14 protein-coding genes are annotated in these 13,157 nt (G+C 61.5%); 1 reads left to right on the forward strand and 13 read right to left on the reverse strand.

The annotated features are described in order from the left end of the window. Positions 1-15 precede the first annotated feature (15 nt). From rplV to HMPREF9695_RS11720, 12 genes are all read right to left on the reverse strand, one after another. The gene (rplV, locus tag HMPREF9695_RS11665; protein WP_006021065.1) at positions 16-402 is read right to left on the reverse strand and encodes a 50S ribosomal protein L22; all 387 of its coding nucleotides are present in this window, start codon (positions 400-402) and stop codon (positions 16-18) included. An 18-nt stretch (positions 403-420) separates the two neighbouring features. After that, a complete protein-coding gene (gene rpsS / locus HMPREF9695_RS11670) occupies positions 421-696 on the reverse strand; it encodes a 30S ribosomal protein S19 (RefSeq protein WP_002712297.1) in 276 nt (91 codons plus the stop codon). 12 nt (positions 697-708) lie between these two features. Then, positions 709-1,545, reverse strand: a complete 837-nt coding sequence (gene rplB, locus HMPREF9695_RS11675; protein WP_006021066.1) for a 50S ribosomal protein L2 — start codon at positions 1,543-1,545, stop codon at positions 709-711. 11 nt (positions 1,546-1,556) lie between these two features. Then, positions 1,557-1,856 (reverse strand): 50S ribosomal protein L23, encoded by a 300-nt coding sequence (locus HMPREF9695_RS11680; protein WP_006021067.1) that lies wholly within the window; start codon positions 1,854-1,856, stop codon positions 1,557-1,559. Beyond that, the gene (gene rplD / locus HMPREF9695_RS11685) at positions 1,853-2,473 is read right to left on the reverse strand and encodes a 50S ribosomal protein L4 (RefSeq protein WP_006021068.1); all 621 of its coding nucleotides are present in this window, start codon (positions 2,471-2,473) and stop codon (positions 1,853-1,855) included. The genes HMPREF9695_RS11680 and rplD overlap by 4 nt, the downstream gene beginning before the upstream one ends. After that, a complete protein-coding gene (gene rplC / locus HMPREF9695_RS11690; protein WP_006021069.1) occupies positions 2,473-3,198 on the reverse strand; it encodes a 50S ribosomal protein L3 in 726 nt (241 codons plus the stop codon). Before rplC ends, rplD begins: the two co-directional genes overlap by 1 nt. Positions 3,199-3,296: 98 nt before the next feature. Beyond that, positions 3,297-3,605: a 30S ribosomal protein S10 gene (rpsJ, locus tag HMPREF9695_RS11695; protein WP_002712302.1), complete on the reverse strand. Its 309-nt coding sequence runs from the start codon at positions 3,603-3,605 to the stop codon at positions 3,297-3,299. An 81-nt stretch (positions 3,606-3,686) separates the two neighbouring features. Next, complete coding sequence (gene tuf, locus HMPREF9695_RS11700) at positions 3,687-4,877, reverse strand: elongation factor Tu (protein ID WP_006021070.1); 1,191 nt, start codon at positions 4,875-4,877, stop codon at positions 3,687-3,689. 37 nt (positions 4,878-4,914) lie between these two features. Further along, positions 4,915-6,987: an elongation factor G gene (fusA, locus tag HMPREF9695_RS11705; protein ID WP_006021071.1), complete on the reverse strand. Its 2,073-nt coding sequence runs from the start codon at positions 6,985-6,987 to the stop codon at positions 4,915-4,917. A 33-nt stretch (positions 6,988-7,020) separates the two neighbouring features. After that, positions 7,021-7,491 (reverse strand): 30S ribosomal protein S7, encoded by a 471-nt coding sequence (gene rpsG, locus HMPREF9695_RS11710; RefSeq protein ID WP_006021072.1) that lies wholly within the window; start codon positions 7,489-7,491, stop codon positions 7,021-7,023. Between the two features lie 15 nt (positions 7,492-7,506). Beyond that, on the reverse strand, positions 7,507-7,878 hold the full coding sequence (rpsL, locus tag HMPREF9695_RS11715; protein ID WP_002712306.1) for a 30S ribosomal protein S12: 372 nt from the start codon (positions 7,876-7,878) through the stop codon (positions 7,507-7,509). A gap of 719 nt (positions 7,879-8,597) precedes the next feature. Continuing rightward, a complete protein-coding gene (locus HMPREF9695_RS11720) occupies positions 8,598-9,728 on the reverse strand; it encodes a GNAT family N-acetyltransferase (RefSeq protein WP_006021073.1) in 1,131 nt (376 codons plus the stop codon). 260 nt (positions 9,729-9,988) lie between these two features. Here HMPREF9695_RS11720 and HMPREF9695_RS11725 point away from each other — a divergent pair, with 260 nt between their 5' ends. Continuing rightward, a complete protein-coding gene (locus HMPREF9695_RS11725) occupies positions 9,989-11,155 on the forward strand; it encodes an FAD-dependent oxidoreductase (RefSeq protein ID WP_006021074.1) in 1,167 nt (388 codons plus the stop codon). 15 nt (positions 11,156-11,170) lie between these two features. Here HMPREF9695_RS11725 and HMPREF9695_RS11730 read toward each other — a convergent pair whose 3' ends face one another. Further along, the gene (locus HMPREF9695_RS11730) at positions 11,171-13,132 is read right to left on the reverse strand and encodes an ABC transporter ATP-binding protein (RefSeq protein WP_006021075.1); all 1,962 of its coding nucleotides are present in this window, start codon (positions 13,130-13,132) and stop codon (positions 11,171-11,173) included. Between the last annotated feature and the right edge of the window lie 25 nt (positions 13,133-13,157).

Raw genomic sequence — 13,157 nt, forward strand, 5'->3', positions numbered from 1 at the left:
CGTTCTCTCCCGCCCTTAGGCGCTCGCCTCGGCCTCGACCTGACGAACGACGATCGTCAGCTGCGAGAACGGCTTAAAAACACGACCCGAACGGCCACGGCCGCGCGGTGCGAAACGCTTCATGACGATGCCGTTGCCAACATGCGCCTCAGCGACGACCAGAGCGTCGACATCGAGGTCATGGTTGTTTTCGGCGTTCGCAATCGCGGACTCCAGGCACTTCTTGACGTCGCCGGCGATCCGCTTGCGCGAGAACTGCAGGTCGGCGAGCGCAGACGATGCCTTCTTGCCGCGGATCAACTGCGCAACAAGGTTCAGCTTCTGCGGGCTGACGCGAAGCATGCGGGCTACCGCCTTTGCCTCGTTGTCCGGGAGAACCCGTTCGCGCTTTGGTTTGCTCATGACTAAGTCCTCAAGCCCTTACTTCTTGGCTTTCTTGTCGCCCGAATGGCCGTGGAAGGTCCGCGTCGGCGAGAACTCGCCGAACTTGTGACCGACCATTTCCTCGTTCACGGCAACCGGAACATGCTTCTGACCGTTGTAGACGCCGAAGGTGAGCCCCACGAACTGCGGGAGGATCGTCGAGCGGCGGCTCCAGATCTTGATAACGTCGTGACGGCCGGACGAACGCGCGGCATCTGCCTTCTTGAGCAGAGAGCCTTCAACGAACGGGCCTTTCCAGACTGAACGAACCATGTCCGGCGATCCTTACTTCTTCTTCCGCTTGTGGCGGCTGATGAGAATGAACTTGTTGGTCGACTTGTTTGAACGCGTCTTCTTGCCCTTGGTCGGCTTGCCCCACGGAGTAACCGGGTGACGGCCGCCCGAGGTGCGGCCTTCGCCGCCGCCGTGCGGATGGTCGACGGGGTTCATCACGACGCCGCGGTTATGCGGACGACGGCCCATCCAGCGCTTGCGACCGGCCTTGCCGATCGAGATGTTCATGTGATCCGGGTTCGACACCGCACCGATGGTGGCGATGCAGCGGCCGTGAACCAGGCGCTGCTCGCCCGAGTTCAGACGCAGGATCACGAAATCATGGTCGCGGCCGACGATCTGGGCGTAGGTGCCCGCGGAACGGGCGATCTGGCCGCCCTTCCCGATCTTCAGCTCGACGTTGTGCACGATGGTGCCGACCGGCATGTTGCCGAGCGGCATGACGTTGCCCGGCTTCACGTCGACGTAGCTGCCGGCGACAACGGTGTCGCCAACGGCCAGACGCTGCGGCGCCAGGATGTAGGCCTGCTCGCCGTCGGCGTACTTGATCAGCGCGATAAACGCGGTGCGGTTCGGATCGTACTCGAGACGCTCGACCTTGGCCGGCACGTCGACCTTCTTACGCTTGAAGTCGACGATGCGGTAAGCCTGCTTGTGGCCGCCGCCGCGGAAACGCACGGTGATACGGCCGGTATTGCCGCGTCCGCCGGACGAATGCTTGCCTTCGGTCAGAGCCTTGACAGGCTTGCCCTTGTACAGCGCCGAACGATCGACCATCACCAGCTGGCGCTGGCCTGGCGTCGTGGGGTTGAATGTTTTCAATGCCATCGTCGTTCGCCTTACAGCCCGGTGGTCACGTCGATGCGGTGACCTTCTTCGAGGGTCACAACAGCGCGCTTGGTATCCGACTGAGAACCGAACTGGCCGCGGAAGACTTTCGTCTTGCCCTTGCGAACCAGCGTGTTGACGCTCTTCACCTTGACGTCGAACAGCTTCTCAATCGCGTCCTTGATCTGCGGCTTGGTCGCCTTCGACGCGACCTTGAACACAACCTTGTTGTGCTCGGAAGCCACGGTCGCCTTTTCGGTCACGACCGGCGCAACGATGATGTCGTAATGACGCGCATCCTGAGTCTTCATTTGAAGCGCGCCTCCAACGCATCGAGAGCGGCCTTGGTCAGAACGAGCTTCTGACGGCGCAGAATGTCATAGACGTTGATGCCCTGGATCGGCAGTACGTCGATGTGCGGAATGTTGCGCGCAGCCTGCGCGAAACCGGTGTTCACTTCCACGCCGTCAATGATCAGCGCGTTGGTGATCTCCAGACTCGAGAAGTGTCCGAGCAGAGCCTTGGTCTTGGCGTCCTTCAGATCGGCATTTTCGATCACGATCAGACCGCCGTCCTGAGCCTTCGCCGATAAAGCGTGCTTCAGGCCGAGCGCGCGGACCTTCTTCGGCAGATCATGCGCATGCGAGCGAACGACCGGACCGAATGCACGGCCACCGCCGCGGAACTGCGGAACGCGAGCCGAACCGTGACGAGCACCGCCGGTGCCCTTCTGCTTGTACATCTTCTTGCCGGTGCGCCAGATTTCCGCACGGCCCTTGGCCTTGTGCGTACCAGCCTGACGCTTGGCGAGCTGCCAGTTGACGACGCGCTGGATCAGATCCTTGCGCGGCTCAAGGCCGAAGATCTCGTCCGAGAGCTGAACCGAACCGGCGGCTTTGCCTTCAAGGGTTGTGACCTTCAATTCCATCACGCGCCCTCCTCAGCCGGAGCCGCTTCAGGAGCAGCATCGGTTCCGCCAGCCAGCTTGAACTTGCCAGGCTTCGCAGCTTCCTTCGGAAGCGGCTTCTTCACCGCATCGCGCATCGTGATCCATCCGCCCTTGGAGCCGGGAACGGCGCCTTCGACGAGGACCAGACCGCGCGCAACGTCCGTCTGGACGACGCGCAGGTTCAGCGTGGTGATGCGATCGACGCCCATGTGGCCAGGCATCTTCTTGTTCTTGAAGGTCTTGCCGGGATCCTGACGGCCGCCGGTCGAACCGATCGAACGGTGCGAGACCGAGACGCCGTGGGTTGCGCGCAAGCCGCCGAAATTCCAGCGCTTCATGCCGCCGGCGAAGCCCTTACCGACCGAGGTGCCCGTCACGTCGACGAACTGGCCGACAACGAAATGGTCCGCCTGGATTTCAGCGCCGACCGGAATCAGCGAATCTTCCGAGACGCGGAATTCCGCGACCTTACGCTTCGGCTCGACCTTGGCGACGGCGAACTGGCCGCGCTCAGCCTTCGGCAGATAGACGCTTTTGCGCGAGCCCGAACCGAGCTGCAAAGCGACGTATCCATTCTTCTCGGTCGTGCGATGGCCAACAACCTGGCAATTGCCCAACTTGAGCACGGTCACAGGGATATGTTCACCGGTCTCCGTAAAGACCCGCGTCATCCCGACCTTTTGTGCGATCACTCCGGAGCGCATCGGCGTGCTTCCTGTTCTTTCTGTCCCGAGGGACTAACTAACTTATCTTGTGAGCATGACCCGGTCCGAAAACCGGTGCCCACCATTCGGGGTCATGCTCAGAGCTTGATCTCGACGTCGACACCGGCGGCGAGGTCGAGCTTCATCAGCGCGTCCACGGTCTGCGGGGTCGGATCGACGATATCGAGAAGGCGCTTGTGAGTGCGCATCTCGAACTGCTCGCGGCTCTTCTTGTCGACGTGCGGCGAACGGTTGACGGTGAACTTCTCGATGCGGGTCGGCAGCGGAATGGGTCCGCGAACCTGTGCACCGGTACGTTTTGCCGTGTTCACGATCTCGCGGGTCGACGTATCGAGAATCCGATGGTCGAACGCCTTGAGACGAATGCGAATATTCTGGCCGTTCATTGCCGTTTGTCTTTCTCTAAGAGCGAGTAGTGAGTGGTGAGCAGCGAGCAGTTACCTGCTCGCTACCCTCTATTCGCGTCTTTACTCGATGATGCTTGCGACGACGCCTGCACCCACGGTGCGGCCGCCTTCGCGGATAGCGAAGCGGAGCTTTTCTTCCATCGCGATCGGCACGATCAGGTGCACTTCCATCGCAATGTTGTCGCCCGGCATCACCATTTCGGTACCTTCCGGCAGGTGAACCACGCCCGTCACGTCGGTCGTGCGGAAGTAGAACTGCGGACGGTAGTTGGTGAAGAACGGGGTGTGACGTCCGCCCTCTTCCTTGGTGAGGATGTAAGCCTCAGCCTTGAACTTGGTGTGCGGCTTGACCGAACCCGGCTTGCAGAGAACCTGACCGCGCTCGACTTCTTCGCGCTTGGTGCCGCGGAGCAGCGCACCGATGTTGTCGCCAGCCTGGCCCTGATCGAGCAGCTTGCGGAACATTTCGACGCCGGTGACGGTGGTCTTCTGGGTGGCCTTCAGACCGACGATTTCGATTTCCTCGCCGACCTTCACGATGCCGCGCTCGACACGGCCGGTGACGACGGTGCCGCGGCCCGAGATCGAGAACACGTCTTCGACCGGCATCAGGAACGGCTGGTCGATCGGACGCTCCGGCTGCGGGATGTAGGCGTCAACGGCCTTCATCAGCTCCAGAACGGCGTCGTGGCCGAGCTTCGGATCCTTGTTCTCGAGAGCGGCAAGCGCCGAACCGCGAACGATCGGAATGTCGTCGCCCGGGAAGTTGTACTTCGAGAGCAGTTCACGGACTTCCATTTCCACGAGCTCGAGGAGCTCCGGATCGTCGACCATGTCGCACTTGTTCAGGAACACGACGAGCGCAGGAACGCCGACCTGACGGGCGAGCAGGATGTGCTCGCGGGTCTGCGGCATCGGGCCGTCAGCAGCGGACACGACCAGGATCGCGCCGTCCATCTGGGCAGCGCCGGTGATCATGTTCTTCACGTAGTCGGCGTGGCCGGGGCAGTCGACGTGAGCGTAGTGACGGTTCGGCGTCTCGTATTCGACGTGAGCGGTCGAAATGGTGATGCCGCGCGCCTTCTCTTCCGGCGCCTTGTCGATCTGATCGTAGGCCGTGAACGTAGCACCGCCAGCTTCAGCCAGAACCTTCGTAATCGCCGCGGTCAGCGACGTCTTGCCATGGTCGACGTGACCAATGGTGCCGATGTTGCAGTGGGGTTTCTTACGTTCGAATTTCTCTTTAGCCATGACGTTCTCCGTTCAACTTTGACTTACGTCAAAGAAATCAAGCAAACTTTTTCTGGACTTCTGCCGACACGTTTGCCGGCGCTTCAGCGTAGTGATCGAATTGCATCGTGAAGGTCGCGCGGCCCTGGCTCATCGAGCGCAGGTTGTTCACATAACCGAACATGTTCATGAGCGGCACCATCGCGTTGATGACGTTGGCGTTGCCGCGCATGTCCTGACCCTGGATCTGGCCACGGCGAGAGTTGAGATCGCCGATCACCGAACCCGTATAATCTTCAGGGGTCACAACCTCGACCTTCATGATCGGCTCGAGGAGGACCGACTTGCCCTTCTGCAGCGCTTCGCGGAATGCAGCACGCGACGCGATTTCGAAGGCGAGCGCCGACGAGTCGACGTCGTGGTACTTGCCGTCCACGAGCTGGACCTTGACGTCAACCACCGGGAAGCCGGCAACGACGCCCGACCCCATCACGCTGTTGAGGCCCTTTTCGACGCCGGGGATGTATTCCTTCGGCACCGCGCCGCCGACGATCTTCGATTCGAACTCGTAACCGGCACCCGGCTCGTTCGGCTCGACGATGATCGACACTTCAGCGAACTGGCCCGTACCACCCGTCTGCTTCTTATGGGTGTACTTGACCTCGGCCCGCTTGGTGATCTTCTCGCGGAACGCAACCTGCGGCGCGCCGATGTTGGCGTCGACCTTATAGGTACGGCGGAGAATGTCGACCTTGATGTCGAGATGAAGTTCGCCCATGCCCTTCAGAATGGTCTGGCCGGACTCGTGATCGGTCGACACCCGGAACGACGGATCTTCCGCCGCGAGCTTCGCCAGAGCAACGCCCAGCTTTTCCTGATCGGCCTTCGACTTCGGCTCGATCGCGATTTCGATCACCGGCTCCGGGAATTCCATCTTTTCAAGGATGACCGGATGATCCGGATCGCACAGCGTGTCGCCGGTGCGGGCTTCCTTGAGGCCGGCCAGCGCGACGATGTCGCCAGCGTAGGCTTCCTTGATGTCTTCACGGTTGTTCGCATGCATCAGCAGCATGCGGCCGATACGCTCCTTCTTCTCGCGCGTCGAGTTGATGACGCCGGTGCCGCTCATAAGAACGCCCGAATAGATGCGGCAGAAGGTGATGGTGCCGACGAACGGGTCGTCCATGATCTTGAACGCGAGCAGAGCCAGCGGCTCCTTGTCGTCGGCCTTGCGCACGACTTCGTTGCCGTCCTCGTCGGTGCCCTTGATCGCAGGCACGTCGACCGGCGACGGGAGATAGTCGACCACGGCGTCGAGCAGCGGCTGAACGCCCTTGTTCTTGAAGGCCGAACCGCAGAGCACGGGATAGAACGCGCCGGTCAGCACCGCCTTGCGGATGAGCCGCTTCAGCGTCGCTTCGTCCGGCTCATTGCCGTCGAGGAACGCAGCCAGCGCATCGTCGTCGAGCTCGACAGCGGCTTCGACGAGCTTCTCGCGGTACTCCTTCGCCTTGTCGGCGAGGTCGGCCGGAATTTCGACAACGTCGAACTTCGCGCCGAGCGCTTCGTTGTTCCAGACGTAGGCCTTCATGATCACGAGATCGACCATGCCCACGAAATTGTTTTCCGAGCCGATCGGAAGCTGGATCGCAACCGGCTTCGCACCGAGGCGATCGATGATGTCCTGCAGGCACTTGTAGAAATCGGCGCCGGTCTTATCCATCTTGTTGGCGAAGACGATGCGCGGAACCCTGTACTTGTCGCCCTGGCGCCAGACGGTTTCGGTCTGCGGCTCGACGCCCTGGTTGGAGTCGAGAACGCAAACGGCGCCGTCGAGCACGCGCAGCGAACGCTCGACTTCGATGGTGAAGTCGACGTGGCCGGGGGTGTCGATGATGTTCAGGCGCTTGCCGTTCCAGAACGCGGTGGTCGCAGCCGAGGTGATCGTGATGCCACGCTCCTGCTCCTGCTCCATCCAATCCATCGTCGCGGCACCTTCGTGCACTTCGCCGATCTTGTGGCTCTTGCCGGTGTAATAGAGGATGCGCTCAGTCGTCGTCGTCTTACCGGCGTCGATGTGCGCCATGATACCGAAATTACGGTAGTCCTCGATGGCATGTTGGCGGGGCATAGCGGCTGTCCTTAATTTCCGTTCGTTTCGCCGTTACCAGCGATAATGCGAGAAGGCACGGTTGGCTTCCGCCATCTTGTGCACGTCTTCACGCTTCTTGACCGCGTTGCCACGATTGTTCGACGCATCGAGCAGCTCAGCGGAGAGCCGTTCGGTCATCGTCTTCTCGTTGCGGCCACGCGCGGCCGTAATGATCCAGCGGATGCCCAGCGCCTGACGGCGGGTCGAGCGAACCTCGACCGGCACCTGGTAGGTGGCGCCACCGACGCGACGCGAGCGCACTTCGATGGTCGGCATGACGTTTTCCAGCGCCTGCTCGAACACCGGCAGCGGACCCTGCTTGGTCTTCTGCTCGATCATCTCGAGCGCACCGTAGACGATGCTTTCGGCGGCAGACTTCTTGCCGTCATACATGATCGAATTCATGAACTTCGTGATGATGATGTTCCCGAACTTCGGATCCGGGTTCACTTCACGCTTTTCAGCCGAATGGCGACGCGACATCGTAAATGCTCCCGCTTACTTCGGACGCTTCGCGCCGTACTTCGAACGGCGCTGCTTGCGGTTCTTGACGCCCTGCGTATCGAGGACGCCGCGGAGAATGTGATAGCGCACGCCGGGCAAATCCTTGACGCGGCCGCCGCGGATCATGACCACCGAGTGCTCCTGAAGGTTGTGGCCTTCACCCGGAATGTAGCCGATGACCTCGAAGCCGTTGGTCAGGCGCACCTTCGCGACCTTACGAAGCGCCGAGTTGGGCTTCTTCGGAGTCGTCGTATAGACGCGCGTGCAAACGCCACGCTTCTGCGGCGACTGCTGCAGAGCTGGCACCTTCTTGCGCGACTTCTGCGCTTCGCGTGGATTCGCGATCAGCTGGTTGATCGTCGGCATCGTTCGCCTTCACCCTTGTTCGCGCGAAGCCTTGCAAGCTTCGCAAATTCATTCGGAGCCAACCGCCCCACTCGCTTCACGCCGGCAACCAGACTGGGGTTCTCGGTCCGCGCCGCGCACTCAACATGCGCAAAACGAAACGGCGCCATCCATTCGGGCTCCGAATGGAAAGCGCTTGAACGCCACAGAGGACCACAATCGAAACCGTGGTCATGCATCCGAGACTGATCTTTGAAGGCGTGCGCAAAAGCGCGGTGGCCCGAGAGATCAATGTTGTCCTGGCATTGCCTGGCTAGTGCCGACAGCGTCTGAGCGACATTCGTCGAGGTTGGTGCCGATCCATCCGCAAAAGCGGGCTGAAAAGGTGATCCGTTCCGACGCAGGGAAGCTCACCGCCTGTCGTGAAGTGGCCGGGTTTTATAAGCCATGCACACTCAAGTCAAGACTAAACGACATGCGAAAAGAGCAAGCGCCAGAGCCACTTCTGACACACCACATGAAGCCGCGCAGTCGCCGACTGTGACACGGCACGCGAATCTTCACCGGGCAAAATCCGGCCGATTCTGCGCTCGCAAACCCGGCCCGGGCAGCCATTCCGGACACCCGCGCAAGCCGCGAATCCCGGTTCGCATCCGGTAAAGCGGGCTCATCCCTCTCCGTCGATTCGGCTAATGTAGTTTTATTTCAATGGTTTACAAGGATGGACGGAGATTGCGGTTTTAAAGGTTCGGCGCCAGCCGCCGCTTTGCCGGGATCAGGGAGGTGGCCCGCAGCCAGTCCCGCAGATCGCGCAGCCGCTCATAGCCGTACTGCCGGGTCGCCTCGAGGGCGAACACCAGCGAGCGAGTCGAGCCGACATCGACCACCGCATCGACCATGGTTTTCCGGCCGGTCCAGAGCTGGGCCATGAAGCTGCCCTCCGCCGAGCACGAATCGATGGCTTGTACCTCCGTCGCGGTGAAAAGCTGCTCGGTCAGCTTGTCGATAAGGACAGCGCCAGGCGAGTACTTCGCAAACTCGCCGTCGAACGCGATTTTCCAGGTGTAGGCCGTTGGCCCACAATACATCAGCACCTGGGCGGCAATGACCCGCCCGTCGAGCCGCAGCAGCGCCACCGAAGCGTCACCGTCCGCCGCAAGGTCACCGATCAACCGCCGGGTAAACGCCGTGTCCCGTTCGCTGCAAAGAATTGCGGTGCCCTCGGCGCCCTTCCAGCTTCGCTTTTCGAGATCGAGGAACTGCTCGTACGCGGCCTTTGCCGCATCCACCTTGCGCTCGTTGACCACCTCAAGCGTGCCGAGAGCCGACATCCTGTTCCAGTCCTGCCGAAGCTTCTTGCGGGTCGAGCCCGAATTCTTCACGCCCTTCTCCCGTGTCACCGACGGCCGCAAGGTCCGGGTCAGGGTCAGATGGGCGTGACGTTCATCCGCGATGGTTTTTTGAATCGCGGCATAGGCCTGCGAGTCGGCATCCATTTCCTTCAGGCTGACCACATTGGGCAGCGCCGGATTGTTGCGGATCGCGGCAAAGAACGCGGGGATCACCTCGCCCGCAAAGGCCGGATCGATCACCGGCGTCGACAGAAATGCGTAGTTGAAGGGCCGGGCCTCAAGCATCGCCGGCCAGAACATCATGACGCTGCGCTGCTGCAAGGCCCACAGACCCACGAGCCGCGCGGACTCGACACCTTCCTCCCAGGCCAGCAGCACATAGACCGCCGCGAACATGGTGTCGAAAGCCGCCTTCAGCGCGACGGGATTCATGAATGCGTTGCCGGGCGCGCGCCGGATGAGATCATCCCACTGTGCGCTGATATCCTGGCCCGGTTTTGCGACCGTAACTGAAATCATGAAGGCCAAACCTGGGAAGCGCCTGGAAGCCGCATTCTCGCGGTGGCGGATTGCGAGGGCATGACTGTGATCCAAAACCAGGCTGCCCTACTCTGGTTCCATTAATGCTGCGGCGGCCAGTCGCAGGCAAGCCGCAACCATTTTAATCGTTAATACCTGCGTTTTCGCGGCATTAACCTCACCGGACGTTCACCACGTTTGTTTCAAGCTTTAGTCGAGTTTGCAGCCGTAATGCTAAGCAGCTCAGATAGAGGCGAAACATGCGGCACACAGACATCGCCATCGTTGGCGGCGGACTTGCGGGATCGACCGCAGCGGCGATGCTGGGCCGCGCCGGCATCTCAGCGATCCTGATCGATCCCCATAAAATCTATCCGCCCGACTTCCGCTGCGAAAAACTCGGCGGCTATCAGCTCGACCTGCTGCGCAAGACCGGCATCGCGGACGCGGTGCTTGCTGCCACCACGCTCGATCACAGCGCCTGGACCGCCCGGCTGGGCCGCCTGCTCGACAAGAAGCCGAGCGACCAGCACGGCATCATCTACGACGATCTCGTCAACACCGTTCGCCGCCAGATCCCCGGCAATGTCGATTTCATCGAGGCCAAGGTCACCGCCGTCGCAACCAGCGCCGATCGCCAGATGCTGACACTGTCGAACGGCGAAGAAATTTCCGCGCGGCTGATCGTACTGGCGAACGGCCTGAACATCGGCCTGCGTCACACCCTCGGCATCGAGCGCGAAGTGATCAGCCCGTGCCATTCCATCACCGTGGGCTTCAATGTCGTACCTGTCGGCCGGGAGACGTTTGAATTTCCGGCCCTGACCTATTTCACGGAGAATTCTGCCGCGCAGATGTCCTATCTGACGCTGTTCCCGATCGGCTCCGCCATGCGCGCCAACCTCATGGTCTACCGCGGGATGGACGATCCATGGCTGCGCCGCATGCGCCAGACTCCCGAGGAGGCCATTCACGAACTGATGCCGAACCTTCGCGCCCTCTCCGGCGAGTTCAAGGTCGATGGCATCATCAAGATCCGTCCGGCCGATCTGTACATCACCAAGGGGCACCGGCAGGCGGGCATCGTGCTGGTCGGCGATGCGTTCTGCACGTCCTGTCCTGCTGCCGGCACCGGCACCGGAAAAGTGTTCATGGACGTGCAGCGTCTGTGCAACGCCTACATCCCGGCGTGGCTTGCCAGCGAGGGCATGGACGCGTCGAAGATTTCGCAGTTCTACGACGATCCGGAAAAGTGCGCCAACGACGCCTCTTCACAGCGTCAGGCCTACGATCTGCGTTCGATTTCCATCGATACCGGACTGCCGTGGCATGTCCGGCGCTGGGTCCGCTTCCTGCATCGCGCAGGCCTCGGCGCATTGCGTCATGTGCGCGAGACGCTGTCGGTCCGGCGGACGGCGCAGCCGTAACGGCTGCCTTACCGATCAATCCTCATCGTCATCATCATCGTCGTCATCATCCTCTGCCGGATGATGCGACTGATGAAGCTGGTCATCCCAGAGCTTCCGGTACATGCCGTTGGCCTTGAGCAGCTCGGCATGCGGACCGCGTTCGATGGCCTTGCCGTTGCTGATGACAATGATTTCGTCCATGTCGACCACCGACGTCAGGCGGTGGGTCGAGAAGATCATGGTGCGGCCCTTGGCGACCTTGAGCAGCGTGCGGTTGATCGCCGCCTCCGTGGTCTGGTCCAGCGCCGAGGTCGCTTCATCCAGCAGCAGCACCGACGGATTGCGGACAATGGCGCGCGCAATCGCGATGCGCTGGCGCTGGCCGCCGGACAGCGTATCGCCGCGCTCGCCGACCACCGTGTCGTACTTCTGCGGCAGCGTCATGATGTAACGATGAATTTCGGCCTTCTTCGCCGCATCCTCGACCTCGGCATCGGTCGCGCCATCCTTGCCGAGACGGATGTTCTCGCGGAGCGACATGTTGAACAGCATGTTCTCCTGGAACACCACCGCCATGCTCCTGCGCAGCGAGTCGCGCGTCACCCTGCGGATATCGACGCCGTCGATGGTCACCTTGCCCTCGTTCGGCTCGTAGAGGCGCAGGATCAGATTGAGCAGTGTGCTCTTGCCGGAGCCGCTCGGTCCCACAATGGCGATGTTCTTCCCCGCGCCGATCTTGAGCGAGAGCCCGTCGAGCACCGTGGTGTCGCTGCCTTCATACTTGAAGACGACCCGGTCGAAGTTGATGTTGTCGGTGATGCGCGGCAAATCGGGCGCGCCGGGCCGGTCGGCGCCGCGCGTCGGCTCGTCGAGCAGTTCTTCCATATGCCGCACGGCCGCCGCCGCCTGAATCGCGACGGGAATGAAGTGCATCAAATGCGCGATGTTATAGGAAATTTCCCAGAACGCGCTCTCGAAGGTGACGAACGTCCCGATGGAAATCTTGCCGATGGTTGCGAGATAAGCGCCGATCGCCAGCACAATCAGGTGCAGCAGCAGCACCGATACGGTGACGGTGCGCTCAACCATGGTCGACAGGAAGGTCGCATCGGCCATCGAGCGGCGCGCCGCGTTGTTGCGGAAGGAGAACCAGCCGAACGCCTTGCGTTGCAGGCCGAACGCCTTCACCACCATTTGCGCTGCGACGTTTTCCTGCACCACACCGAGGATCGCGGACTCGTTGACCTTCTGCTCGTAGTTGGCCTGAACGGCCTTCGGGGTCAGGATGCGTGGGCCGATCAACGTGATCGGAAAGATCAGGAGCGCCACGGCGGCGAGCTGCCAGTTCAGCCAGATCATCAGGCCGATGCCCGCGATCAGCTCGAGGAACGGCAGCATCGCGCTGTTGGCGAAATGCTTGACCGAGGATTCGTAGCCCGCCATGTCGACGGAAAACCGCGACAGGATCTCGCCGCGCTTGGTGCGTCCGAAGAAGGACGCCGGCAGGTTCTGGACATGCTCGAACAGCCGGGAGCGGACATCGGAGATGACCGCCGCCGCCAGCCGCGCGTCCCAGCGCTCGTACCACACCGCGACGATGGAGGTGATGATGCCCGCGGCAGCCAGCACGCCCAGAATAGTGTAGAGCGCCTGGAAATCTTCCTCGCCGAGCGCGTCGTCGATCAGGAACTTCAGGCTGAGCGGCATGATGACGTTGAACAACGTCTCGATGAAAAGGCCGATCGCGACGAAGCTGAGCCAGGTCTTGTAGTTGCGCAGATGCGGCCAGGTGAACCGCCACAGGGTCGCGAACGCGCCCGCGGCCTCGCTCGCGGTAAACGCGACGAGATCCTCATCGTCGTCATCATCGTCGTCGATGTCGTCCGGCTCCGGGGGCAGAGGCATGTCGGCCTGAGCCGTCGCGGCAAGGCGCGCAGCTTCGTCGTCGAGCGGCTTGCCCGACCCTGCCTTGTCGGTATCCGGGGTGGTCGCCATCTAAAACCGTCGCTGCGCGGCCAAA

It is taken from the genome of Afipia broomeae ATCC 49717 (assembly GCF_000314675.2).
GTDB lineage: Bacteria > Pseudomonadota > Alphaproteobacteria > Rhizobiales > Xanthobacteraceae > Afipia > Afipia broomeae.